The 23,413-nt window shown below is 65.6% G+C and carries 23 protein-coding genes; 7 read left to right on the top strand and 16 right to left on the bottom strand.

Features of this window, described 5'->3' with window-relative positions; genetic code table 11:
- Positions 1–166 precede the first annotated feature (166 nt).
- Positions 167–472, top strand: a complete 306-nt coding sequence (locus ACXAJV_RS03295; protein ID WP_475081894.1) for a putative quinol monooxygenase — start codon at positions 167–169, stop codon at positions 470–472.
- A gap of 6 nt (positions 473–478) precedes the next feature.
- Here the strand turns inward: ACXAJV_RS03295 and ACXAJV_RS03290 are convergent, their stop codons facing one another.
- Positions 479–925: a DUF4396 domain-containing protein gene (locus ACXAJV_RS03290; protein WP_475081893.1), complete on the bottom strand. Its 447-nt coding sequence runs from the start codon at positions 923–925 to the stop codon at positions 479–481.
- 77 nt (positions 926–1,002) lie between these two features.
- Between ACXAJV_RS03290 and cueR the strand changes: the two genes are divergently transcribed.
- Positions 1,003–1,386 carry a Cu(I)-responsive transcriptional regulator gene (gene cueR, locus ACXAJV_RS03285; RefSeq protein WP_475081891.1) on the top strand — a complete coding sequence of 128 codons (384 nt, stop codon included), beginning with the start codon at positions 1,003–1,005 and terminating at the stop codon, positions 1,384–1,386.
- A 481-nt stretch (positions 1,387–1,867) separates the two neighbouring features.
- On the opposite strand, the gene ftsH is transcribed toward cueR, so the two are convergent.
- The 10 genes from ftsH to ybgC form a co-directional block, all read right to left on the bottom strand.
- Positions 1,868–3,781, bottom strand: a complete 1,914-nt coding sequence (ftsH, locus tag ACXAJV_RS03280; protein WP_475081888.1) for an ATP-dependent zinc metalloprotease FtsH — start codon at positions 3,779–3,781, stop codon at positions 1,868–1,870.
- Positions 3,782–3,913: 132 nt separating this feature from the next.
- Entirely contained in the window at positions 3,914–5,242 is a 1,329-nt protein-coding gene (tilS, locus tag ACXAJV_RS03275) for a tRNA lysidine(34) synthetase TilS (RefSeq protein ID WP_475081885.1), read from the bottom strand.
- Positions 5,243–5,248: 6 nt separating this feature from the next.
- A complete protein-coding gene (gene ybgF / locus ACXAJV_RS03270) occupies positions 5,249–6,193 on the bottom strand; it encodes a tol-pal system protein YbgF (RefSeq protein ID WP_475081882.1) in 945 nt (314 codons plus the stop codon).
- Positions 6,194–6,318: 125 nt separating this feature from the next.
- Positions 6,319–6,843 carry a peptidoglycan-associated lipoprotein Pal gene (pal, locus tag ACXAJV_RS03265; protein WP_475081880.1) on the bottom strand — a complete coding sequence of 175 codons (525 nt, stop codon included), beginning with the start codon at positions 6,841–6,843 and terminating at the stop codon, positions 6,319–6,321.
- A gap of 130 nt (positions 6,844–6,973) precedes the next feature.
- Complete coding sequence (gene tolB, locus ACXAJV_RS03260; RefSeq protein ID WP_475081877.1) at positions 6,974–8,329, bottom strand: Tol-Pal system beta propeller repeat protein TolB; 1,356 nt, start codon at positions 8,327–8,329, stop codon at positions 6,974–6,976.
- Positions 8,330–8,353: 24 nt separating this feature from the next.
- Entirely contained in the window at positions 8,354–9,202 is an 849-nt protein-coding gene (locus tag ACXAJV_RS03255) for a hypothetical protein (RefSeq protein ID WP_475081876.1), read from the bottom strand.
- Between the two features lie 11 nt (positions 9,203–9,213).
- Positions 9,214–9,648, bottom strand: a complete 435-nt coding sequence (locus ACXAJV_RS03250) for an ExbD/TolR family protein (RefSeq protein WP_475081874.1) — start codon at positions 9,646–9,648, stop codon at positions 9,214–9,216.
- Positions 9,649–9,651: 3 nt separating this feature from the next.
- A complete protein-coding gene (gene tolQ, locus ACXAJV_RS03245) occupies positions 9,652–10,320 on the bottom strand; it encodes a protein TolQ (RefSeq protein WP_475081872.1) in 669 nt (222 codons plus the stop codon).
- A gap of 163 nt (positions 10,321–10,483) precedes the next feature.
- Positions 10,484–11,032 (bottom strand): nuclear transport factor 2 family protein, encoded by a 549-nt coding sequence (locus ACXAJV_RS03240; protein WP_475081870.1) that lies wholly within the window; start codon positions 11,030–11,032, stop codon positions 10,484–10,486.
- A gap of 171 nt (positions 11,033–11,203) precedes the next feature.
- A complete protein-coding gene (ybgC, locus tag ACXAJV_RS03235; protein WP_475081868.1) occupies positions 11,204–11,623 on the bottom strand; it encodes a tol-pal system-associated acyl-CoA thioesterase in 420 nt (139 codons plus the stop codon).
- A gap of 184 nt (positions 11,624–11,807) precedes the next feature.
- Here ybgC and ACXAJV_RS03230 point away from each other — a divergent pair, with 184 nt between their 5' ends.
- Complete coding sequence (locus tag ACXAJV_RS03230; RefSeq protein WP_475081866.1) at positions 11,808–13,553, top strand: ATP-binding protein; 1,746 nt, start codon at positions 11,808–11,810, stop codon at positions 13,551–13,553.
- A gap of 13 nt (positions 13,554–13,566) precedes the next feature.
- Here the strand turns inward: ACXAJV_RS03230 and ruvB are convergent, their stop codons facing one another.
- Genes ruvB through ruvC form a run of 3 tightly spaced genes read right to left on the bottom strand, consistent with a single transcriptional unit; the run spans position 13,567 to position 15,816 of the window.
- Entirely contained in the window at positions 13,567–14,622 is a 1,056-nt protein-coding gene (gene ruvB / locus ACXAJV_RS03225) for a Holliday junction branch migration DNA helicase RuvB (protein WP_475081864.1), read from the bottom strand.
- A 46-nt stretch (positions 14,623–14,668) separates the two neighbouring features.
- On the bottom strand, positions 14,669–15,319 hold the full coding sequence (ruvA, locus tag ACXAJV_RS03220) for a Holliday junction branch migration protein RuvA (RefSeq protein WP_475081861.1): 651 nt from the start codon (positions 15,317–15,319) through the stop codon (positions 14,669–14,671).
- Positions 15,316–15,816 carry a crossover junction endodeoxyribonuclease RuvC gene (ruvC, locus tag ACXAJV_RS03215; protein ID WP_475081859.1) on the bottom strand — a complete coding sequence of 167 codons (501 nt, stop codon included), beginning with the start codon at positions 15,814–15,816 and terminating at the stop codon, positions 15,316–15,318. The genes ruvA and ruvC overlap by 4 nt, the downstream gene beginning before the upstream one ends.
- A gap of 407 nt (positions 15,817–16,223) precedes the next feature.
- Here ruvC and ACXAJV_RS03210 point away from each other — a divergent pair, with 407 nt between their 5' ends.
- The 4 genes from ACXAJV_RS03210 (at position 16,224) to ACXAJV_RS03195 (ending at position 19,784) form a co-directional block, all read left to right on the top strand.
- Positions 16,224–16,673: a hypothetical protein gene (locus ACXAJV_RS03210; RefSeq protein ID WP_475081857.1), complete on the top strand. Its 450-nt coding sequence runs from the start codon at positions 16,224–16,226 to the stop codon at positions 16,671–16,673.
- A 17-nt stretch (positions 16,674–16,690) separates the two neighbouring features.
- Positions 16,691–17,239 (top strand): hypothetical protein, encoded by a 549-nt coding sequence (locus ACXAJV_RS03205; RefSeq protein WP_475081855.1) that lies wholly within the window; start codon positions 16,691–16,693, stop codon positions 17,237–17,239.
- 78 nt (positions 17,240–17,317) lie between these two features.
- On the top strand, positions 17,318–18,508 hold the full coding sequence (locus tag ACXAJV_RS03200; protein ID WP_475081853.1) for a cupin domain-containing protein: 1,191 nt from the start codon (positions 17,318–17,320) through the stop codon (positions 18,506–18,508).
- 127 nt (positions 18,509–18,635) lie between these two features.
- Positions 18,636–19,784: an SMP-30/gluconolactonase/LRE family protein gene (locus ACXAJV_RS03195; RefSeq protein WP_475081851.1), complete on the top strand. Its 1,149-nt coding sequence runs from the start codon at positions 18,636–18,638 to the stop codon at positions 19,782–19,784.
- A gap of 26 nt (positions 19,785–19,810) precedes the next feature.
- On the opposite strand, the gene tkt is transcribed toward ACXAJV_RS03195, so the two are convergent.
- Together tkt and pgi are read right to left on the bottom strand one after the other, a co-directional pair.
- On the bottom strand, positions 19,811–21,793 hold the full coding sequence (gene tkt, locus ACXAJV_RS03190) for a transketolase (RefSeq protein ID WP_475081848.1): 1,983 nt from the start codon (positions 21,791–21,793) through the stop codon (positions 19,811–19,813).
- 52 nt (positions 21,794–21,845) lie between these two features.
- The gene (pgi, locus tag ACXAJV_RS03185; RefSeq protein WP_475081846.1) at positions 21,846–23,402 is read right to left on the bottom strand and encodes a glucose-6-phosphate isomerase; all 1,557 of its coding nucleotides are present in this window, start codon (positions 23,400–23,402) and stop codon (positions 21,846–21,848) included.
- Between the last annotated feature and the right edge of the window lie 11 nt (positions 23,403–23,413).

The following is a 23,413-nucleotide window of genomic DNA, read 5'->3' as shown; positions in this document are numbered from 1 at the left end:
AGAGGGATCGAGGGAGAGGGGGAAGACACCAGCCCCGGCGTTCCGAGCGCCAGGACCGGGATTTCCCCCTCATCCGCCCTTCGGGCACCTTCTCCCCAGGGAGAAGGTGTTTGGACCGTCCCCCTTAACCTTGCTAGCGTGCTTTCAGCGCAAAGGGGACACGCACATGTACGGGCTGATCGGTAAATTCATTGCGGCGGAGGGGCAGCGCGATGCGCTGGTCGATATCCTGCTGGAGGGCATGGCCAGCATGCCGGGCTGTTTCAGCTATGTCGTCGCACGCGATCCGCAGGAGGCCAGCACGATCTGGATCACCGAGGTGTGGGACAATGCGGAGAGCCACCGCGCCTCGCTGGACCTGCCCTCGGTTCAGCAGGCGATCGCCCGCGGCCGGCCGTTGATCGCGGGCATGGAGCGGATCGCCGAGACCGCGCCCGCGGGCGGGCACGGTCTGGCGAAGGAACCGCTCTAGCCGCGATTAGTGGCAGCTCTTCCCCAGCGCGGCGAGGCGCCAGTAATTATAGGGCAAGGGCGCCAGAAAGCCGGCCAGCAGCATGATGGGCAGCACCCACCAGGTCAGCTTGGCACCGCCCGTCAGCAGCACATCCACCGTATTCATCACGGCCTCCATGGCGATCATGGAGATGAAGGACATGCCGATGGCGGTCCGGAAGGCGGTCTTCAGGACCATCTGACGCGACAGGATGAAAGTCTCCAGCGCGATGGAGGTGAGCAGACCGTTGACGATGGCCAGGCTCATGATCGCCATGGTCGGCCAGGGAATGCCCGTAGCCTGGAAGAAGGCGATCGTGCCGAAATCGCCGATGGAACAGCCCAGCAGACACCAGGCGGTATTCTTCGAGGCCCGGCCCCACAGAGGGGCACGCTGCCAGAAGCCCGGCCGGGCAAGGGAGGTCGCAGTCATGATGATGGTCTCCGGTTTACATCAACTGCCGCACGACCTAATCTTTCCTGTAGCTGGAGAGTCAAGGGCATCGCCGCATGAATATCGGAAGCGCTGCCAGGGCCGCCGGACTGCCCGTAAAAACCGTGCGCTATTATGCCGATATCGGCCTGGTCGAAGCGCCGGACCGGACGGAAACGGGCTATCGGCGCTATGACGAAGCGGCGGTCCGCAAGCTGGCCTTCGTGCGCCGCGCCCGTGATTTCGGCTTCTCCATCGAGGAATGCCGCGGATTGCTGAGCCTCTACGAGGACAAGAGCCGGTCGAGCGCCGATGTCCGCGCCATTGCGGCGGCGCACCTTGAAGAGATCGAGGAAAAGCAGCGCCAGCTGGCCGCCCTGCGTGACGAGCTGGCGCATCTGGTCACGGCCTGCCGCGGCGACGACCGGCCGGATTGTCCGATCCTCGACCGCCTGGCCTGAAGCATTTTCAGCAAAAGTGGGAACCGGTTTTGCGGTTCGAAAATGCGCCCGCCAAGAACCCCCATTTTCAGCAATAGTGGGAACCGGTTCTGCGGTTCGAAAATGCGACCGCTCAAAAAGCCGGAACCCGGCACCCCGGGGATATCCGGCGACTTATCCCCGCCCCCTCAGCCTCGCCTATACTGCCTCCACGGTCCGGTGACGCCGGTGCACAGGCGCGCAGGACCGGGTGGCGCTGACGCGGGAAGCGATCGTCCCGCGGCTTAATCCGCTTCACCGGGTTGCAGACGATCCTCCGGGACTTCGCGTGCCCATATTAAGTACCAGATACCCCCGGCGGGTCGTCTGCAATGCCCGAACCTCCGGCGCCCGGCGCGTGCGGAGCCGTTGGCTTGCACACAGTCGCGGATAGTGCCGGAAAGAAAAAGCCCGGAACCTTGCGGGTCCGGGCTTTCCGTTTTTCGTTCACACAGAGGCGCGATCAGGCGCCCTGCGGTTCCGGTCCGGTTTCCGGACCTTCATCCGTCGTCGGCACGGCGCTGGTCGGCGCGCTCGGCGGCGGGGTGGGATCGTCTTCCGGACGGCTCGGCGGCTTGCCGTTGAGCAGGTCGTTGATCTCGGCACCGGAAAGGGTCTCGTATTCCAGCAGCCCTTCAGACAGGGTTTCCCAGTCCTTGCGCTTCTCGGTCAGGATGCGGCGCGCCTCATCCATGCCGGCCTGGACAAGACCGCGAACCTCTTCCTCGATCTTGCGGGCCGTGGTGCCCGAGACAGACTTGCTCTGCACCAATTGCTGACCCAGGAAGACCTCGCCCTGATTGTCGGCATAGTCGATCGGACCCAGCTCGTCGGAGAAGCCCCACTGGGTGACCATCGCCTTGGCCAGACGGGTCGCCTGCTGGATGTCGGACGCCGCACCGGACGTCACCTTTTCCTTGCCGAACTTCATTTCCTCGGCAACGCGGCCGCCCATCATGATGGCCAGACGCGAGGTCATTTCCTCGTGCGTCATCGACATCTTGTCGCCTTCCGGCAGCTGCATGACCATGCCCAGCGCGCGGCCGCGCGGGATGATCGTCGCCTTGTGGACCGGATCGGCCGACGGCACGTTCAGCGCCACGATGGCGTGACCGGACTCGTGATAGGCGGTGAGCTGCTTTTCCTTCTCGGACATGACCATGGAGCGGCGTTCCGGCCCCATCATGACCTTGTCCTTGGCGTCCTCGAACTCCTGCATGGAGACAAGTCGCTTGTTGCGGCGCGCAGCCAGCAGCGCAGCCTCGTTCACCAGATTGGCGAGGTCGGCGCCGGAAAAGCCCGGCGTACCGCGCGCGATAACCTTGGGATCCACATCGGAGGCCAGCGGCACGTCGCGCATGTGGACTTTCACGATCTTCTCGCGGCCGGTGATGTCCGGATTGGGCACCACGACCTGGCGGTCGAAACGGCCCGGTCGCAGCAGCGCCGGATCCAGCACGTCGGGACGGTTGGTTGCGGCGATCAGGATGATGCCCTCATTCGACTCAAACCCGTCCATCTCGACCAGGAGCTGGTTCAGCGTCTGCTCGCGCTCGTCATTGCCGCCGCCCAGGCCGGCGCCGCGCGAACGGCCGACGGCGTCGATCTCGTCGATGAAGATGATGCAGGGCGCGTTCTTCTTGGCCTGCTCGAACATGTCGCGCACGCGGGACGCACCGACACCGACGAACATTTCCACGAAGTCGGAACCGGAAATGGTGAAGAAGGGCACATTCGCTTCGCCGGCGACAGCACGGGCGAGCAGCGTCTTACCGGTACCCGGAGGACCGACCAGCAGCGCGCCTTTGGGAATCTTGCCGCCCAGGCGCTGGAATTTCGACGGATCCTTGAGGTATTCGACGACTTCCTGCAGCTCGTCCTTCGCCTCGTCGACACCGGCGACATCGTCAAAGGTCTTGCGGCCGTGATGCTCGGTCAGGAGACGCGCCTTGGACTTTCCGAAACCCATGGCACCGCCGCGTCCGCCGCCCTGCATCTGGCGCATGAAGAAGATCCACACCCCGATCAGCAGCAGGAAGGGGAACCAGTTGATCAGCATCGTCACCAGGAAATTGCCGTCCTGGTTCGCTTCCTGCACGCGGATATCGACATCGTTCTCGCGCAGGATGCGGACGGTGTCATTATCCTGCGGCGGCAGGGTGGCAATGATCGTCTGGCCGGTCGCGGTCTGCGCCCGGATCGTATCGCCCTGGATGGTCGCCTGGGAAATCTCGTCGCGCTCCACTCGGTTGAGGAATTGCGAATAGGTGACCTCGCTGGAAGGCGTCGCGGGGTCGGAGGAATTCTGCAGCAGCTGGAACAGCGCCAGCAGCAGCACGAAGACCAGGGCCCAGATCGCGAGATTTCTCATTTGCATGCGTCAGTTCCGTTCAAGTTTCGGCCGTACACGACCGATATATGGGCATTGCGGAGCCATCTTTCCAGCCGGTGCCGCGGTATAAAGCCGCGACCGGTCCGGCGCCTGAGGGCCGGGTAACACGCCGCTGCGTCAATCTGTATCAAACCATACCGCCGGAGCGGCCGATAGAAGCCGGGTGCAAAATCTGTGCGCCTGGAGCGGTTCGATCTGCACTCGGCTGTCCTGGCTGCCCGGCACGCCCGCCAGCGCGACGACGTTACCTTCTTCACGTCCGCCTTCGCGCACGGCCAGAAGGCCCGGCCGGGCAAAGCCGGGAATTGGGTCGAGTATATCACGCCGATCAAGGCCATCATATGTCCGGCCCAGCGGTCCGGCATTCAAGCCGGCGCTAAGGCCTTTGACAGCGAAACGGCCATCCCAGACATCGTCGGTATCGAGACTGCCAATGCCCGGCCGGTCGACCCGGCCGGTAACGGCACCCGGATCGCGCACCAGCCAGGTGCGGTCCTGCCAGGGCGCCAGCATGACCCCGCCTGCTGTCACCCGTCTTCCCGTACTCACGGCCGCGGAAAGCCGGTCGATCGCGCGCCGGCCCGGCAGGCTTTCCCGCCCGGACACGGCCAGCACGGCGGCTTCCAGCACGGCGCGGCGGATCACCGGTGCCGCCGCGTTGAGAGGATCGGGATCGATCCTCATCCCGCCCCAGGGCAGAAGCGCGCAGGCTTGCGCCGCGAGACGGGCCGCCGTTCGCAGTTCGGCGTCGCGCAGGCCTGCAAGGTCGCCCGCGAGCTGAGACAGCCGGGAAATATCGAGACCGGCCGCTTCCAGAGCCGCGAGATGCTGGCGGATGCGTACGCGCGTGTAATGGGTGTCGGCATTAGAGGGGTCCTCGACCCAGCGCTCGCCCTGCCCGGTCAGCCAATCCCTCAGCGCCTGCCGGCGCATCGTGAGCAGCGGGCGGCACAGAATGATATTCCGACCGTCTGGCCAGACCGGGGACGGCACGACCGGGCGCATGGCGGCAGCCCCGCGCCAGCCGCCGCCGGCCGCGAGCCGCATGGCGAGGGTTTCGGCCTGGTCGTCGCGTGTATGGGCGAGAAGGAGCCCCCTCGCCCCGGCCTCCCTGCCGGCCCGGACCAGAAGATGATGGCGGGCCTGGCGTGCAGCTTGCTGGAGACCGCTGGCCGGTTTGGGGCCGGTCCAGACGAGACATTGCGCGTCATGCCCCAGCGCTTCGGCGCGGCGGATGACGAAGGCGGCCTCGCCGGTGCTTTCGCGGCGCAGGCCATGATCGACCGTCAGGACGTGAAGCGTGCGGCCGGCCCGTCCCGCCCAGCGGCTCGCCGCCAGCAGGAGGGCCAGCGAGTCACTGCCGCCGGAACACGCGATCGCCAGCGGCCCGGGCGGCGCATGCCGGTCGAGCCAGTCGCCGACAGCCGCCGCCGGATCGCCCGCCATGCGGGATCAGCAGCCGGCGCGAACCGCCTCGCGGGAGGCCCGGGCGCGCGAGGCCGCAGATGCGTCGGGGAATTGGCTGTCGAACCGCTGCAGCGTGCCGCAGGCATCCGCCCGCCGGCCCATTCCGTTCAGCGAGGCGGCCAGACGCACCAGGGCATCGGGCGCCTTTTCGCCATTCGGCTCGGTCCGCAGCGCCGCGATATAGGCGTCGGCCGCGCCGGTGAAGTCGGAGCGCACGAAGAAGGTCTCGCCCAGCCAGTACCAGGCCTCGCCGGTGCGGGCGTGATCGGGATAGGCGTTCACGAACTGCTCGAAATCGACCTGGGCGCCGCCGAAATCGCCTTCCAGCAACTTGTCGCGGGCAGCGCCATAGAGGGTTTCCGGATCCGGCGCGGAAGGCGCGCGCGCATCGCCGGACAGCGCGCCGGCCGGGCGGCCCGACGGCGCCCCCAGCACGCCCGTCGCTTCAGCACGCGCCTCGGCATAGGGATCATCGGGATCAACCACGGCAATGTCGCGGCCGCTTTGACCGGCCTCGTCCAGGCCTTCGCTCATCCAGGCGACAGCGTCTTCGTCGAGATCGCCGCGGTCGACGCCCTCGGCGCCCGCAGCGTCAGGACCGCCATCCATGCCGTCATACCCGCCGGGCGCGCGGCCGCGACGGTCGAGCTGGGCCTGCAGCGCTTCGACCTGGCTGCGCAGCTGGCGGTTCTCGAAGTTCAGCCGCTCGGTTTCGCTGGTCAGCTCGCGCATCTGGTAGTCCAGCTCGTCGAGCCGGCGCAGCAGGGTTTCGGCGACGGGGTCGCCGGCCATCGACGAGGTCTCGACATCGGCGATCCGGGCTTCCACGGCATCGAGCCGTTCGGCCAGTTCGCGGCGGGACTGGGAATGGGCGGGCGCCGCAACCAGAAGGGCGGCAGACAGGGCGGACAGGCAGAGTGTCTTGATCATGGAAGGCACCATAGTGACGAGCGCGGCAAAATTACGGCGTCCGGGACGGTCTGCGCCCCCGGACAAGCAGACGCCCGCGACAGGTCCTGCCGCGGGCGCCGGAATGCTTGCGGTCAGCGCGTCACCTAGTTGGTGTAGCCGCTGCCGACGATCGACGTGGTCGCATTGCGGTTGATCGCCCAGCAGCGTTCGCCCGACTGCGTGCAGCTCGGACGTTCCTTGCCGTAGGACGTCGTGGAGATCCGCGACGGATCGACGCCCTGGCTGACCAGATAGGACCGGGCGGCATTGGCGCGACGGGCGCCAAGAGCCAGGTTGTACTCGCGCGTGCCGCGCTCGTCACAATTGCCGGCGATCAGGATGCGGGCATCCGGATAGCTGGCGAGCCAGGCGGCCTGGCGGCGCAGGGTCTCGCGGCCTTCAGCCGTGAGATCATTGCGGTCCAGGTCGAAGAAGACGCGGTCGCCCGCGGTCTGGACGAAATGCGCCGTCGTGCCCGGAATCGGGCCGGCAGGCTGGCTGGAACCGGTATCGGCCGGCTCGACCGAGCGCGGCGGCTCGACCGGCGTGGTATCTTCCGCCGGCGGGGTCGATGCGCAAGCGGTCGCGAAAGCGCCGAGCGCTGCAATGGCAAGCAGTTTGATTTTCATGATGTTACACCCTCATCCGACCAGCCCCGAAATGAGCACTGGCCTACTCTGTTCACGACACGCGTGACACGGTTGCGCCTGCGGCTCCCCCAACTGGCGCCGCTCGGCGAAGACGTTAAGCGGAAACCGATTACTCGATCAAGGGCGACCACGCTGGGTCGGAGGCCATTCCGCCCGTTGCCAGCCGCCGCAGATTGAATCCCGCCAGATCGATACTCCAGATTTCGTAACGCGTACCGTCCGAGCGCGGTTCCCCGCGCGTGAACAGCAGGACACGTCCGTTCGGCGACCAGGCCGGCGTATCGACGAAATAACCCTCGAACAGGATGCGCTCGATGCCCGAACCGTCGGCGCGTACAACACCCAGCGAGAAGGTCCCGCCGCTCTGCTTGGTGAAGGCGATCAGATCACCCCGCGGCGACCAGACAGGTGTCGTGTAGATGCCGTCACCGAAAGTGATGCGCTGCACGTCCGTGCCGTTGACATTCATGGTGTAGAGCTGGGACCCGCCGCCGCGCGACGAGGAGAACACGATCCGCTCGCCATCCGGCGCAAAGGAGGGTTCCACATCGTCGGCCGGGTGCTGGGTCAGCTGGGTCAGATTGCGCGTGCGCAGGTCGAACAGGTGGACATCATGGCCCGACCGCCCCTGGATCGACACGGCGAGCCGTTCGCCGTCCGGCGAGAAACGCGCCGACAGGCTCTGGCCGTCCGGATTGATACCCGCCTGGCGCATGGCCGAGGAGAAGAGCGCTTCCTGGCGACCGGTCTCCAGATCGTAGAGATAGGTGGTGGCCTGGCCGTTCAGGAAGGACACATAGGTGATTTCCTGCGAGTTCGGGGAATAGTTCGGCAGCAGCGCCATGTAGGAGCGGTCTGTCAGGAAGGACGGGTTGGCGCCGTCCTGGTCCATCCAGGCGAGCTGACGCAGCGGCTCACCATCGGACCCGCGGCCTTCGGACACATAGACAATGCGCGTGTTGAAATAGCCTTCTTCACCGGTCAGGCGCTCATAGACCTCGTCGGCGACACGGTGCGCGACGCGGCGCCAGTTTTCCGGTGCCGTGCGGTATTGCAGGCCCAGAAGCTGTTCTTCCAGACGCGTGTCCCAGAGACGGAAGGCGACAACGAGCCGGCCATCCTCCTGGATCGTCACACTGCCGACCAGAAGCGCCGAGGCGTCGATCACCCGCCAGTCGGAAAAGCGCGGGCGCAGATCGATATTCTCGATATCCTCGATATAGGCCGCCTGATCGACCGGCGCGAACAGGCCTGAAGAGGCCAGGTCATTGGTGACGACCCGGGTGATATCCGCGCCGCGCGCGGCCGCCTCATCGCTCGAGCCGACAAAGTCCGGCAGCGCGATCGGCAGGGGGTCGAGATTGCCGCGGGTCACATCGACGCGCAGCGGCTCCTGGGCCATGGCCAGTCCCGCGAACGCCAGGCTGGCCAGAGCGGCGGTGAAGACGGCGATTAGTCGGCTCATGCGGCAAAACTCCAGTCTGATCGATCAGCGGCTGTATAAGGACGGCGCGAAATTGACCTCAATTTGACGCCATTGCGAATAATGCTCCGGAGGCAAGGGATAGGGCGCACATTGGCTCGCGGCCCGCAAGGCCCGTTCGCCCGCGACGCGGAGATAGGGGTTGGGCGAGTTGAGCACGCGCGCCTGATCGACCAGGCGCGGCGGGCTCGTCAGCTCGCCATTGCGGTCCAGGCTGAACACGATGCGCACGGCCAGTTCGTCCGGGTCGGGCGCGTCGAGCGAATTGCGCCAGCAGCGCGCCAGATGGCTCTGCAGCATGTCCTGCAACGTCGCCGTCATCTGCTCCCCGTCGCCGGCGGAGCGGCGGCGCTCGCCGGTGTCGGGCGTGCCCTGGTCGCGGCTTTGGGCGACCTGGCGCTCGATATTGCCCAGCATGTCCTCCAGCGACGGCTCAGCCGGGCGCGGCGGTTCGCGGCGCACGGGTTCCGGCTCGGGCTGCGGCTCGGGCTGCGGCTCGGGCTGCGGCTCGGGCTCCGGCTCGGGTTCTTCCTCAACCGGTTCCGGCTCGGGCTCTGGTTCGGCTTCGGGTTCCGGAGCGATGGGTTCCGGCTCGGGTTCGGGCTCCGGTTCCGGCTCGGGTGCAGGCGGCGGGGTCTCGATCGCGTCCTCGACGGTCTCTTCTTCCGCCGGCTCTTCCTCAACCGGTTCCGGCTCCGGAGCCGCCGCGCGCACATTGGTCACGTCGGAAACCGTAACCAGTTCGATCGGCACGATCGGCGTGTTCTCGAACACCTGAGCGGCCCGGGGCAAATAGACCAGCCCCGCCGCCAGAATGCCGGCATGTACGAAGAGGGAGAGAACAAGACCTCGCACGGATGGCTCCGCTACCGCTCGATCGGATCCGTCACCAGGCCCAGATTGGTGAAGCCCGCGGCGTTGATATTGGCCATCACACGCGCCACTTCGCCATAGGCCGCACCATTGTCCGCCCGGATGAAGATGCGGCTTTCATAGCCGGTGCCCGCAATGGCGCGCAGGCGCGGCGCCAGCTCTGCGAGCTCGACTTCGGTTTCCTGCAGGAAAATCCCGCCCTCGGCCGTGATGGTGATGGTCAACGGCTCCTCGCCGGACGGGAGGTTGCGCGCTTCGGTTTCGGGCAGGTCCACCGGCACACCGACGGTCAGCAGAGGCGCCGTGATCATGAAGACGATCAGCAGCACCAGCATCACATCGACGAAGGGCGTGACGTTGATTTCCGCCTTGGGCTTCCAGCGGGCGCGGCCGCGACCGGATCCGCCGCTGTCGAGAGAGACGGCCATCGACTAGTCCCCATCCCGCTCGGCCAGCGCCGACAGCTCGTCGACGAAACCGTCCAGCCGGGCGCCATATTTGGCCAGATTGGCGGACAGGGCGTTGAAGAAGATCACGGCGGGCACAGCCGCCAGAAGGCCGAGCGCGGTCGCGAACAGGGCCTCGGCGATACCGGGCGCGACGACGGCAAGATTGGTGTCCTGCGATGCGGCGATCGAGCGGAAAGCATTCATGATGCCCCAGACCGTACCGAACAGGCCGATGAAGGGCGCTGCCGAGGCGATCGTCGCCAGAATGCCCAGCCCGCCCTCGGTATTCGTCATCTGCCGGCCGGCTTCGGCTCCGGCTGCCTTCGAGACACGGCCACCGGCATTGTCGCCATTCCATTCGCGCAGCCCAGCCGCGAAAACACGCGAGAAAGGTTCCTTGGGGTTCTTTGCAAACTGGTCGGTCAGCGCGTCGAGCGAGCGGCCAGCCCAGAATTCGCGCTCGAAATGGCGGGCCTTGGCGTGCAGGCCGCGCAGGTAAAAGGCTTTGTCGATGGCAATGGCCCAGGACCAGACAGACATGAAGGCGAGAATGCCCATCACGCTTTTGACTACCCAGTCGGCGCGCATGAAGAGCGCATAGAAGCTGAACCCTTCGACGGCATGCGCAACCTCGACGACACTCGATTCCATGAACCTACCCTCTGGATCGGCCGCTCCGTTCCGACGCGGCGAGACTAAACCGGTATGACACCATGCATATTGAGTGCCTGACGGCTACCCGGTCCTGCGGTCCGGCCCGCTATGCACAGCGATTAAGGCGAATTTCGGGAGGAATAGCACATCTGAACAGCGATCAGGACTCGTCGTTATGGGCCACCGTGTGCGAGGCGACAGGCTGGATCGCGTCCCAGTGTTCCACAATCATCCCGCCGGCCAGACGGAACAGGTCGCAAGCCCTGAAATTCTGACCCGCATCGTCGAAACACGAGAAGACTGCGACGAAATCCCCTTCCGCGATCAAATCATCGATCCCGTGATAACGCACCGCACCGCGCGGCCCACGCCGGGCAATGAGCTGGTCCAGCCTTTCCCGATCGCCGCTCGGCCCGGTCCGCGGGAGATCGAAGGCGACGCGATCAATAAAGGGCTCGAGCGCTGCCCGGTCCGCACCGGCCATTACGGCGTCGATAAACCCGCGCACCTGGGTCCGGCTGGTCTCGGTGTTTTCCTGCGGCCCGTTCGGAATGGCATAAGCTGCCATCGCCGAAACAATCCGCTCCTCACAGACCAGACTTACGGAAATCTGCCGGCGCACCGACATCAGACCGCTGTCATCGGTGCGGATCAGGCTCATCGTCAGCCACGCATCGGCACCGCCTTCAGGCTCATGAACGGCTTTCACGAAAGTATCCGGCCCGTCCTGCAGAACACGGGTGACGGAAAAGCCGAAATTGGGCGGGCGACCAGACTTGTCTGTCTGTTTGTCTTGTCCTTCGTCCAACCGGGGCTCCCTTTTGCGCAACCTTAACGGTCATTGCTGCTATGCGGCAAGCCCCTGCCCGAATTTAGGAATTCAGTGTGCTGGCCAGGGAGCCGCCTCGGGCAGAACATAGCCGGCCCAAAGTTCGGCCATAGATCGCGGCGGCCGCTTCGCCCGCCCGGACGGATCGATGCACACAGCCTGGACTGCAGCAGACGCGATTGTTTCGGCTTCGCGGCGAATGCGCTGATCGATCATCAGACGCGCGCCTTTTTGCGGCCGGTACAGCGTTTCAACAATCAGGATGTCATCGACCCGGGCCGCCCGCTCGAATTCGACATTCATCCGGCGGACCGCGAAGGCGAGCGGCTCATCGGCAGCGGCCAGTTCGGAGTGGTGAATGCCGATGGCGCGCAGGCTTTCCGTTCGCCCGCGCTCGAAGAAGTGCAGGTAGCGCGCATGGTAGACGATGCCGGAAAAGTCGGTGTCCTCATAATAGACACGTACCGGCAAACGGTGAATTCGATCCGGCCCAAAGGTGCCGGAAGCGGGCATCAAGTCTGTCATCGTTAATCCATTTGCAGCGTCCTGCCGCCATAATGCGCAACACGAGGACACAGGGAAGTCGGTGGGGGAGCCGGGTGCCGTGGGAATGCTGAGGGAACTCGTTTGGCCACCGGTTCGCGACGGTGATGTCTTGCGCGCAGCGCGCGAGCGGATGCTCAATATAGTGGCGATCACCGTGGCGGGATTTGGGGGCTTTGCCGGGGCCCTGAATTTCGCCGAGAACATCGACACATACCCCATTCAATCCTGCGCCGGATTGATCGTTCCTGTAAGTGCATTGTCGATCCCCTTCATTGCGCGCTTCCCCCGGCTTGTAAAACCGGCGGCCGTCGCACTGTGCATTGCCCTGTACCTACTCGTGACCGGCCTGATCAGCACAGTCGGCGGCATGTCCCATCCCGCAGCTATCTATCTGGTCGGACTTCCCGTACCGGCCGCTTTTCTGATCGGACACAGATCCGGCTTTGCCGCCGCGCTGCTGTGCAGCCTGACAATTCTGGCCCTCTATGCAGCCGGGGGAACGGGCAGCTTGATCGAGAATCCCTTCGAGAATGACATTTCTGCCTATCAGGTAGGATGGATAACTGTGGTTCTGGTTATCCTGACGCTGGGCGTGGGGATCGCTGCATCCGTCATCCAGCATGAGCTGGAAGGCGCCGGCCGGGCGCTCGACAGAGCCCGCCAGAACGCCGACGCCGCAAACCGCGCCAAATCTGATTTTCTGGCCGGCATGAGCCACGAAATCCGTACGCCCATGAACGCCGTGCTCGGCATGGCACAGGCGCTGGAACAGGCGGACATTCCCGAAGCCCACAAACGGCAGGCCGAGACACTTGCCCGGTCCGGCCGGCTGTTGCTGCGCCTGGTCAATGATGTGCTGGATCTGTCGAAGATCGAAGCCGGCAAGCTGGCGATCGAGGCCACGCGCTTCAATCTCGCCGACGTCGCCGGAACGGTGGACGCGCTCTACGGCCCTGCGGCCCGGCAAAAAGGGGTCTGTTTCTCCATCGCGCTGAGCGAGGGGGCCCGGGAGGACCTGATCGGTGACCCGGTCCGGATCAGCCAGATCCTGAACAATCTGGTGTCCAATGCCATCAAGTTTACCGCCGAGGGCGAAGTTCGCGTCGAAATCGACTGTCAGCACGCCGCCAGCTCATCTGGACGGGACGTCCTGATCACCGTCCGCGATACCGGGATCGGCATCGCAGCGCCGGAAATCGGACGCCTCTTCCAGCCCTTCACCCAGGCCGGCCCCGGAACGGCCCGCACCTTTGGCGGCACGGGGCTGGGACTGGCGATCTGCCGGCGCCTGTGCGAACTGATGGCTGGCGAGATCGGCGTCGACAGCACGCCGGGCACCGGTTCGACTTTCCGCGTCCGCCTGCGTGTGGATCCGGCCGATGTCACCGCGCCCATGCTGGATTGCGGCTGCCAGTCGGTCCTGTGCGACACCGCCCTGCACGGCCAGCGTCTGCGCGTGCTCGCAGCGGACGACAATCTGACCAATCGCATGGTGCTCAAGGCCTTGCTGGCCGATGTCACCGAGGCTCTCGTCATGGTGGAGGACGGCCAGCAGGCGCTCGACGCACTCGCAAGCGGGGATTTCGATCTGGTCCTGATGGACTCCCAGATGCCCGTTCTCGACGGGATCACCGCGACCCGGCAGCTGCGCGAACGGGAAGCGGCCGCAGGACGCTCCGCCGTGCCGGTCTATGCGGTGACGGCCAATGTAATGCAAACTCATATCAACGAGTATGTGGCCGCTGGAATGACCGGCGTCATCGCGAAACCGGTCTCGCGGGAAGCCCTGCTGGAAGCCCTTGGCCGGCATACACGTGATGCCGGCTCGCCGGCTGAGTTCAGGCACAGCGCCTGACACGGGCGAAGGCCTATTTGCCGAACAGGCCGCTTTGACCACCGCTGCCGCTCTGCGGCGGCGCCAGCCCCAGATGCTCCCATGCACGCGCGGCTGCCAGACGCCCGCGCGGCGTGCGCTGGATAAAGCCCTGCTGGATGAGGAAAGGTTCGACCACATCCTCGAGCGCGTCGCGCGCTTCAGCGAGCGCCGCGGCGAGCGTTTCGACCCCGACGGGTCCGCCGCCAAAACTCTCGGTCAGCGCCCTGAGATACCGGCGGTCCAGACTGTCCAGCCCCAGCGCATCGACTTCCAGACGTCCCAGGGCGCGATCGGCAACGGGTGCGGATATTTCGGTCGCGCCCTCGGCTTCGGCAAAGTCGCGGACCCGCCGCAAGAGACGGCCGGCCACGCGCGGCGTGCCGCGGGCCCGGCGCGCGATTTCGCGGGCCCCGTCGGGCGTCGCGTCAATGCCGAACTTGCTGGCCGCACGGGAGACGATGAAGCCGAGCTCGGCCTCGTCATAGAATTCCAGCCTCACGGGCACGCCAAACCGGTCACGCAGCGGTGTTGCCAGGAGGCCGGCCCGTGTGGTCGCGCCGACGAGGGTGAAGGGGGGAAGCTCGATCCGGACCGTGCGGGCTGAGGGCCCCTCGCCGATCACGAGATCAAGGCAGAAATCCTCCATCGCGGGATAGAGGATTTCCTCGACGGCGGGGGCAAGCCGGTGGATTTCGTCGATGAAGAGAACGTCGCGCGGTTCCAGATTGGTCAGGATGGCGGCCAGATCGCCGGCCTTCGCGATGACGGGCCCGGAAGTCGCCCGGAAGCCGACCCCCATTTCCCGCGCCACGATCTGGGCCAGCGTGGTCTTGCCGAGACCGGGCGGTCCGGACAGCAGGACATGGTCCAGCGCCTCCTCGCGGCGGCGGGCCGCTTCGACGAAGACCTTGAGATTGGCGATCGCCGCCTTCTGGCCCACGAAGTCGGAAAAGCTGAGCGGGCGCAGCGCACGGTCCCGTCCATCGCCAGCCTGCGGGCCCTGGTCGACCAGGCGCGCGTCATCATCGCTGCCGGACATCTCGCTCATGAGACCGGGTCCAGAGCGATCCGCGCGCCGGAGGCAGCCGCCCGCATCACGGTGCCAGCTCCTTCAGCGACAGGCGGATGACGTCATTCAACGATGCCTCTTCTCCCTTGTCCCGCAGAACGGTGGCAACCGCCTGGCGGGCGAGGCTCTCATGATAGCCCAGATTGGTCAGGGCCGAGACCGCGTCTTCGCGCGAGGCGCCATTGACCGGCTTCACCGGCTTGTCCGGCGCGGACCCGCCTGTTGCCCCCGTTTCCGGTGCGTGCGGCGCCAGTCCGATCGTGAAGCTGCGCCCCTGCGGCGGTGCCTTGTCCTTCAGCTCGGTTGCGATACGCGTCGCCAGTTTCGGCCCGACACCCTTGGCGCGGGCGAAGGTCGACGTGTCCCCCAGCGCAGCCGCATTGGCGATCTCGGAGACCGGAACGGTGTCGAGAATGGCGAAGGCCGCCTTGGCGCCCACGCCCTGGATGTTCTGCAGATGCACGAACCAGGCCCGCTCGATATCCTCGAGGAAGCCGAACAGGCGAAAGGCGTCCTCGCGAACATGGGTTTCGATATGCAGCGTGACGGACTGGCCCGGTTCCAGACGGGCGAGCGTGCGCGAGGCGCAGCCGACGAGATAGCCCACGCCGTTGACGTCGATCACCGCCTCGTCGGCGCCGACGGCCTCGACGATACCCTTGAGCATGCCGATCATGCTGCACTCCCGATGCTGGCGGCCTTGCGATGATGGGCGTGACAGATGGCGATCGCCAGCGCGTCGGCCGCATCGGCCTTCGCCTTCGTGCCCGGCAGGAGCACGCCTACCATCGCCGCCACCTGATCCTTGCCGGCCCCGCCAGTACCGACGACGCTCTTTTTGACGAGGCGCGCCGCATACTCGCTGACCGGCAGACCTGCGCGAGCCGGCGCGAGCAGTGCCGCAGCCCGCGCATGACCAAGCTTCAGTGCTGACGCCGCATTCGCCGCCATGAAGGCTTCCTCGATCGCCGACTCGTCCGGGCGGTACTCGGCGACAAGATCTGTCACGGCCTGGAAGATGTGGTCGAGCCGAACGGAAAGCGCCGCCTCGGTCGGCGGTGTCACGACGCCGTGCGCGACCGCACTCAACCGCGTACCGTCCGCACGGATGACGCCCCATCCCATCCGGCGCAGGCCGGGATCGATGCCGAGAATAGTAACCGCTGCAGACATTCCGCCCCCTGTTCGCTCCAGCCTTAGCACCTTACCGGCCAGCGGAACAAGCCGTGAACGCAAGCCCGCCCCGTTGCGACTGACACGCATCCGCCGAGGCAAATGAAAATCACTATCATTTACTTTGCGAGCCCGTCTCAAAATTGGCCGCATCACACTGATTTAAAACGCAAATTATTTGCTTGTTTTTGTTTGACCTTGCGCTGCCAGCGGGGGATGATTGCAACAATTAAGGGCGTTTGCAGGGCACCCCGCACGGTGATTGCAACACCCGAGAGCAGACGGCAAGAACTCTACTGGTGACTTCACCGGAGCTTGCTGTCGGCCTTCATGCTCCGGCCCGGGGCGTGAATTGAAGAGGGACAGTCGGCCCCTGGGGAGGGACCGCAAAAGGCAGGGGAGCCGATATGGCCAAAAAAGGAAAGCTGAGCCGCCGTTCATTCCTGGCGCGCGTTGCCGGTGCTGCAGCAATGACAGGCGCCGCCTCGATCGTGACGGGGGGCGCACAAGCCCAGAACTATACGGGTCGAACCGACAGTGACACGGGCAGTTATGCTGACCGGGCCGGCTATGGCCGCACTGGGATGACAGACAGCGACACCGGCTCCAACGCCGACCGCGCCGGTTATGGCCGCGGCGGCTCGCGCACATCAGGCGTCACCGACAGCGATACAGGCAGCTACGCTGACCCGGCCGGCAATGGTCGCGGCTCGTCCGGCAACAGCTTCACCGATTCCGACAGCGGTTCCTGCGCCGACCCGGGCGGCCGCGGGCGTGGCCCCGTACGTGGCGGCACGACTGACAGCGACACCGGCTCCTGCGCGGACGCCGTAGGCCGTGGCCGTCCCGGCTACTGACCGGAAGGAGGCAGACCATGGCCAAGCGCGGTAAACTCAGCCGGCGCTCCTTCCTCACCCGAGTCGCCGGCGCTGCGGTTTCCGTCGGCGCTGTCGGGACGATCACGGGCTGCGCGACGACCGGTTACACCGACAGCGACCCCTATGACCCCGTTGGTGGCGGCCGCGGCTATCGCGGCGGCGGCATCACCGACAGTGACACAGGCCGATACGCGGACCCTGCTGGCCAGGGACGCGGCGGTGGCATTACCGACCGCGATACCGGCAACTATGCGGACCCGGTCGGGCGAGGCCGTGGCGGTGGCGTTACCGACAGCGATACCGGCAACTATGCTGACCCTCCGGGCGCCGGCCGCGGCAGCACGGGCGTGACCGACAGTGACACCGGCAATTATGCCGACCCGGTCGGCCGGGGCCGTGGCGGGTATGGCTCGGGCATCACGGACAGCGACTCGGGACGGTATGCCGATCCGCCGGGCAATGGCCGCGGCGGCTACAATTCCGGCTGCACCGACAGCGACACAGGCAGCTATGCCGACCCAGTCGGCAATGGCCGGTATTGCTGATACCCCGACGTCCCCGGAAAACACCCGCCCCGGAAAACACCCGCGCCCTTGATCGCATCAGACAGCGAGCCCTTCTCCATGTCCCGACCTGCCTGGCTGGACGACCCGATCGCCAGCCTCATTGCTCCGTTCGACGCCGAGACCTTTTTTCGTGAATATCATGAGCGCAAGGCGCTGATCGTCCATCGCGACGAGCCCGCGCGCTATGAAGGCCTGCTGTCGATCGAGCGTATCGATGCGTTGATTGCCTCACGCGACCTGCGCGCCGGATCTCTGGACATGGCGCGTTCCGAGCCGCCGGTGCGGCCGGAGGATTTCACGTTCGAGACCGGTTTTATCGATCCGGGCGGCGTGGCCGACCAGTATCGCCGCGGCGCGACGATCATTCTGCCGCAGCTCCACATGAGCGATCCGGTCCTCGGCACGTTCTGCCGGGCGATGGAGGCGCTGCTCTCCTGCCAGGTGCAGACCAATATCTACCTCACACCGCCGCACAATCAGGGCTTCCGTACGCATTACGACGACCATGATGTCTTCGTCCTCCAGGTATCCGGCGAGAAGTATTGGCGCCTGTACGACACGCCCGTCGAGAATCCCTATCGCGGCGAAGGCTTCCGTCCGGACGACCACAAGGTCGGGGAACCGGTGGAGGAGTTTGTCCTGAAGGCCGGCGAATGCGCCTATGTCCCGCGCGGCCTGATGCACGACGCCTCGACCCATGGCGACGCCCCCTCGCTGCACATCACGCTCGGACTGATCGTGAAAACCTGGGCCGACCTGATGCTGGAAGCGGTGTCCGAAGTGGCGCTGCGTCATCCCGCTTTCCGTCGCTCCCTCCCCGTCGGCTATGCGCGCCCGGACTTTGATCGCACCGATGCCCAGGCTCACTTTGCCAGCCTGGCCGAAACCCTCGCCAGCGAAGCCAGGTTGGACGATGCGATGGACCTGTTTGCCGACACCTTCATTCGGTCCCGAATGCCGGATGTTCGCGGTACGATTTCCGCCTTTGCCGCGCCGTCCGAGCCGGGACGCAACTTCCGGCTTCGCGCTTTCGTGCCCTGGCGTCTGGCCAGCGATGGTGACGATGTGGTGATTGTGACCGCCGGCGGAGAGGTACGCTTCCCGGCGGCGGCCGAGCCGGGCCTGCACACCCTGCTGGACGGCGGAACGATTTCTCTGGAAACCTTCACCGGGCTTGATCCGGATGCGGCGCGCGATGCGCTGGGCAAGCTGCACGCCTTCGGCCTGATCGTCCCGGACGCGACCTGACACCTCAGGTCATAATTCAGTACCTGTTTTCGCCTTGCAGGGGATACAGCTCTAACTCTACATGCGGGCCCAGCGCACGGACCGCGACTGTCGGGGCGTGCAATTTCCGTAACGAACCGGCGAGCGCATGCGTCTTAGACTGACCCTCATCCTGCTCGGCTGCCTGGCCGCGTTTACCTTGTTATGGTGGATGTGGCCCTCGCCGATAAGCCCGACCCGCTGGGACGCCCCTGAAGCGCCCGCGATGACAGGCGTTCTGGCACCCAATGGCGCTTTGGCCAGCGCCATTACCATTGATGCCGGCCCGCGGGGGAGCGCCGAGGGCGTTGCTGTATCGGCAAATGGTACAATCTACTACGGCACCACTGACGGCCATATCATGCGGCTTTCGCCCCGGGACGGCGGCCGTGAACCGGTCATCGAGGACGTTGCACATGTCTCGGAGACGCTGATACTCGGCCTCGAATGGATCACTCCGGAGGTTTTGGGTATCGCGGCAATCTCCGGCCTGCACGCACTCAACATCGAGACGGGCCACAACACGCTCGTCAGCTCCGGAGCGCCGGCACACCCGTTCGGCTATGTGAATGATCTTGCTGCTGCGCCGGGCGGCCAAATTTTCTTCACCGACTCCTCGACCCGGTGGGGCCACAGCAGAAATCGCAACGGCCACTTCTACGACATGCTGGAAAACCGGCCCAGCGGCGCGCTCTATGTCTGGGATCCGGCCACACACCAGACCCGGCTCGTCCGCAGCCGGCTTCACTACCCCAACGGGATCGAACTGGCTGCGGACGGACGGTCCGTGCTGGTAACCGAGACTTTCCGATACCGCATTGTGAGAATCTGGATCGACGGCCCCAAGGCGGGCAGCAAAGAGATATTCGTCGATAATCTGCCCGGAATGCCGGACGGGCTGGCAACAGACAGCCGTGGCCGGGTGATCGTTACAATGCCATCACCGCGCGTGCCATTGCTTTCCTTCCTGCACCGCCATCCGCGTATCACGCAACTGCTCATGAAAGTGCCGGAATGGCTGCGGCCCGGAGGCGGCCCGCCACGCGCCTTCATTCTTGCGCTCGACCCGGAAACCGGCGAGGCACTGGAAAGCTGGCATGATCCCGACGGGCGCCTTGGCTATCTGTCCAAGACGGCCCAGGCGCCAGATGGAAGCTTCTGGATCGGCACGACGGATCGCGGCCACCTGATCCACTTTTCTCCGGACGAGTCGGATGCCGCCGGCGATACCGGCGCGCCGGTATCGCTCGACGACTGACCGCCATTGGGTCGCAGAACCGTTATCTAGCCCCGCACCAGACCGCGCGCGGCCACCGCAATCGCGTCTGCGGTGATACCGAAGTGCTCGTAAAGCGTCTCGGCCGGCGCACTGGCACCAAATCCGCTCATGCCGACGAACGCCCCGCCACGTCCGATGACAGCATCCCAGCCATAGCGCAGCGCGGCTTCTGCGGCGACGCAGGGAACGCCCTGCGGCAGCACTGCGTCCTGATAGCCGGCATCCTGGGCGAGGAAACGGTCGACACAGGGCGCGGACACCACACGTGCAGCGATACCCTCGCCGGCGAGCGTTCCAGCGGCCTCGACGGCCAGCGACACTTCCGATCCCGTCGCGATCAGCAGGACGTCAGGTGCGCCATCGCTGTCAACCAGGGTGTAGGCGCCACGCGCCGACAGGTTCTCGGCACCATCGTCAGAACGCAGATGCGGCAGTTTCTGGCGCGACAGGGCAAGCACGGTCGGGCCATCGAGACGCGTCAGCGCGGCTTCCCAGGCTTCGGCGGTCTCAAGCGCGTCGCAGGGGCGGAAAACCTCGACATTGGGGATCGCGCGCAGAGCCGCCAGCGTTTCCACCGGCTGGTGGGTCGGCCCGTCTTCACCCAGACCGATCGAATCGTGGGTCATCACATAGATGACCGGTTGCTGCATCAGCGCCGACATGCGGATCGACGGGCGGCAATAATCGGAAAACACAAGGAAGGTAGCCACGTGCGGACGGAAGCCGCCATGCAGTGACATGCCGTTCGCGCACGCTGCCATGCCGTGTTCGCGCACACCGAAATGGATGTACTGGCCGGCATAATCGCCTGCTTTCACCACACCGACATCCGGCGTCTTGGTGAGGTTGGATCCGGTGAGGTCGGCGGAACCGCCGACAAGACCGGGCCAGGTATCGATGATCGCGCCCAGAGCCTGACCGGACGAGGCCCGGGTCGCCAGCGCCGGCTTCTCCTCGGCCATCTTGCGGCGCCAGTCTGCCATCGCCGCCAACTCTGCTTCGCCCGGCTCGCCGGACAGCTGGGCCACGAAAGCATCGGCCTTGTCATGATCGGCCAGACGATCACGCCAGGCTGCATGCGCATCCGGCGATCCGGCCGAACGCCAGGCATCGACAATATCGGACGGCACTTCGAAAGCCGGGTGATCCCAGCCCAGGGCCTTGCGCGTGCCGGCGATCTCGTCCGGACCCAGCGGCGAACCGTGGCTGCCAGCGGTGCCGGCCTTGGTCGGCGCGCCATAGCCGATCGTCGTACGACAGGCGATCAGGACCGGCTTGTCGCTCGTCTTCGCCGCCTCGAGCGCCGCGTCAATCGCCTCCATATCGTGCCCGTCGATACGCGAGACGGCCCAGTTGGCTGCCTCGAAGCGCTTGAGGACATCGGTCGACTCCGAAAGCTGCGTCGGTCCGTCGATCGAGATCTCGTTGTCGTCCCAGAGGACGCAAAGACGATTCAGACCGAGATGGCCGGCCAGCGAGATTGCCTCGTGGCTGATGCCTTCCTGCAGATCGCCATCCGATGCGATCACCCAGGTGCGGTGATCGACGAGGTCGTCGCCATAGCGGGCATTCATCATACGCTCGGCCAGAGCCATGCCGACGGACATGGAGATACCCTGCCCCAGCGGCCCGGTCGTCGCCTCGACACCCGGCGTGTGGCCATATTCCGGGTGGCCGGCCGTCAGCGAGTCGAGCTGCCGGAACTGTTTGATCTGATCCATCGTCATGTCCTCGAACCCGGTCAGGTGGAGGAGCGAATAGATCAGCATCGAGCCGTGGCCCGCGGAGAGCACAAAACGGTCCCGATCAGCCCAGGCCGGCGCCGCCGGATCGAACTTCATGTGGCGCGACCAAAGAACAGTCGCCACGTCAGCCATGCCCATCGGCATGCCGGGGTGGCCCGAATTGGCAGCCTGGACGGCATCCATGGACAGGGCACGGATGGCGTTCGCCATCGCCGTGAGCGAGGTTCCGTTCGGTGCTTTCATGCGGCGATCTCCACTGGTCGGCCGGTCGGACACCGGCGCGGGACCGCCGGCATTAGTCCTGTATCAGACCCGTACGGGCAAGAAGGGCACGAGTCGAGGCGTCATACTCGGATATCTCGCCGTCCAAAATCCCCTTGGTCAGAACTTTTCCCAGCTCGACGCCCCATTGGTCAAAGGGATTGATCTCGTACATCACGCTCTCGACGAAAACCTTGTGCTCCTGCAAGGCGATAAGGGCCCCCAGCGTGCGAGCGGACAGGTCGTCGAGCAAAATCGTGTTCGATGGACGCCCGCCCGGCATGGATTTGTGCGCCGCCAGCAGGGGCTCATCCTTCGGATCGACCTGCCGGCCATCCAGCAATGCCGCCCCCTGGGCCGCCATATTGGCCGCCAGTGCCCGCTCGCGCGAATCATCACTGGCGAAATGCCGTGCAATGCCAATGAAGTCGACCGGCACGACATCCCTGCCCTGATGCAGCCACTGGAAGAAGGAATGCTGGATTTCGGTGCCAATTCCGCCCCAGACGAGCGCCCCGCCGGGCGTTGGGGCCGGGCGGTTGTCCAGCGTCACGGACTTGCCGAGCGATTCCATTTCCAGCTGCTGGAAATAGTCGGCCAGCTTGCCCAGGCGCGCCGAGTAGGCCGCAACACACCGGGTGGGATAGCCCAGCGCCACCCGGTTCCAGGCATCAATCAGTCCTTTTAGGACCGGAATATTCTCTTCCAGCGGCGCGACGGCAAAATGCGCATCCATGTCGCGGGCCCCCGCCCGGAAGTCCTCGAACAGGTCCGGACCCAGCCCGATTTCCAGCGCGAGCCCGACAGCACTCCAGACCGAATAGCGCCCACCTACCCAGTCCGGAAAATCGAACACATGCTCCGGTGCGATGCCAAACGCCCGGGCCTTGTCCGGGGCCGCCGAGGCGGCAACGAAATGGGCACCGGCGCGCTGGGGCCCGACATGCCCTTCGAGCCAGTCGCGGGCGGCCTCGGCCGACATCAGCGTTTCCTGGGTCGAGAATGATTTCGACGCCACCACGAACAGGATCGCCTCCGGCTCGGCGCCCGACACAGCCTGTTTCAGATCGCTCGGATCGAGCGAGGCCACAAAGCGCAGCTCGGGCCCGTCACCGGCGAGGTCCGACAGGGCGTCCGCCACAAGCCGCGGGCCCAGATCCGATCCGCCGATACCGATATTGACGACGCGGGTGATCGGCCGGCCCGAAGGCGCATAATCTCCGGACCGGACTGTCTCCGCAAAGGCGCGCGTCTGGGCCTGGGTCCGGTCGACAAGCTGCGCCTCGGGGGTGCCGGATATCCTGGCGCCATGGCGGTAGGCCATGTGCAGGGCGGGCCGGTCCTCGGTCGGGTTCACCACACCGCCCGACAAGAGCTTGTCGCGCTTCGCTTCGAGCCCGGCTTCGCGCGCTGCCCTCACAAGCGCGTTGAACGCCGCCTCGTCCAGCCTCTGCTTCGACGCGTCGAACTCGATGCCCGCGGCCCGGGCGAGCAGTCGGCTCGAACGTGGCTCTCCACTGTCGGCAAGTGTGCGCAGAGGGACTTTGCCGAGGCGTTCGGCATGGGCGGCAAGGTCGGACGTCAACACCATGAATATCCCGT

It is taken from the genome of Maricaulis sp. ABE4_448 (assembly GCF_056160825.1).
The sequence above is the reverse complement of the archived record's forward strand: the minus strand, read 5'-3'. Positions and strand labels throughout refer to the sequence as shown.

Coding starts and splice junctions, on each gene's coding strand:
- ACXAJV_RS03295 (WP_475081894.1), top strand. CDS start 167: ATGTACGGGCTGATCGGTAAATTCATTGCGGCGGAGGGGCAGCGCGAT.
- ACXAJV_RS03290 (WP_475081893.1), bottom strand. CDS start 925: ATGACTGCGACCTCCCTTGCCCGGCCGGGCTTCTGGCAGCGTGCCCCT.
- cueR (WP_475081891.1), top strand. CDS start 1,003: ATGAATATCGGAAGCGCTGCCAGGGCCGCCGGACTGCCCGTAAAAACC.
- ftsH (WP_475081888.1), bottom strand. CDS start 3,781: ATGCAAATGAGAAATCTCGCGATCTGGGCCCTGGTCTTCGTGCTGCTG.
- tilS (WP_475081885.1), bottom strand. CDS start 5,242: ATGGCGGGCGATCCGGCGGCGGCTGTCGGCGACTGGCTCGACCGGCAT.
- ybgF (WP_475081882.1), bottom strand. CDS start 6,193: ATGATCAAGACACTCTGCCTGTCCGCCCTGTCTGCCGCCCTTCTGGTT.
- pal (WP_475081880.1), bottom strand. CDS start 6,843: ATGAAAATCAAACTGCTTGCCATTGCAGCGCTCGGCGCTTTCGCGACC.
- tolB (WP_475081877.1), bottom strand. CDS start 8,329: ATGAGCCGACTAATCGCCGTCTTCACCGCCGCTCTGGCCAGCCTGGCG.
- ACXAJV_RS03250 (WP_475081874.1), bottom strand. CDS start 9,648: ATGGCCGTCTCTCTCGACAGCGGCGGATCCGGTCGCGGCCGCGCCCGC.
- tolQ (WP_475081872.1), bottom strand. CDS start 10,320: ATGGAATCGAGTGTCGTCGAGGTTGCGCATGCCGTCGAAGGGTTCAGC.
- ruvB (WP_475081864.1), bottom strand. CDS start 14,622: ATGAGCGAGATGTCCGGCAGCGATGATGACGCGCGCCTGGTCGACCAG.
- ruvA (WP_475081861.1), bottom strand. CDS start 15,319: ATGATCGGCATGCTCAAGGGTATCGTCGAGGCCGTCGGCGCCGACGAG.
- ruvC (WP_475081859.1), bottom strand. CDS start 15,816: ATGTCTGCAGCGGTTACTATTCTCGGCATCGATCCCGGCCTGCGCCGG.
- ACXAJV_RS03210 (WP_475081857.1), top strand. CDS start 16,224: ATGGCCAAAAAAGGAAAGCTGAGCCGCCGTTCATTCCTGGCGCGCGTT.
- ACXAJV_RS03205 (WP_475081855.1), top strand. CDS start 16,691: ATGGCCAAGCGCGGTAAACTCAGCCGGCGCTCCTTCCTCACCCGAGTC.
- ACXAJV_RS03200 (WP_475081853.1), top strand. CDS start 17,318: ATGTCCCGACCTGCCTGGCTGGACGACCCGATCGCCAGCCTCATTGCT.
- ACXAJV_RS03195 (WP_475081851.1), top strand. CDS start 18,636: ATGCGTCTTAGACTGACCCTCATCCTGCTCGGCTGCCTGGCCGCGTTT.
- tkt (WP_475081848.1), bottom strand. CDS start 21,793: ATGAAAGCACCGAACGGAACCTCGCTCACGGCGATGGCGAACGCCATC.
- pgi (WP_475081846.1), bottom strand. CDS start 23,402: ATGGTGTTGACGTCCGACCTTGCCGCCCATGCCGAACGCCTCGGCAAA.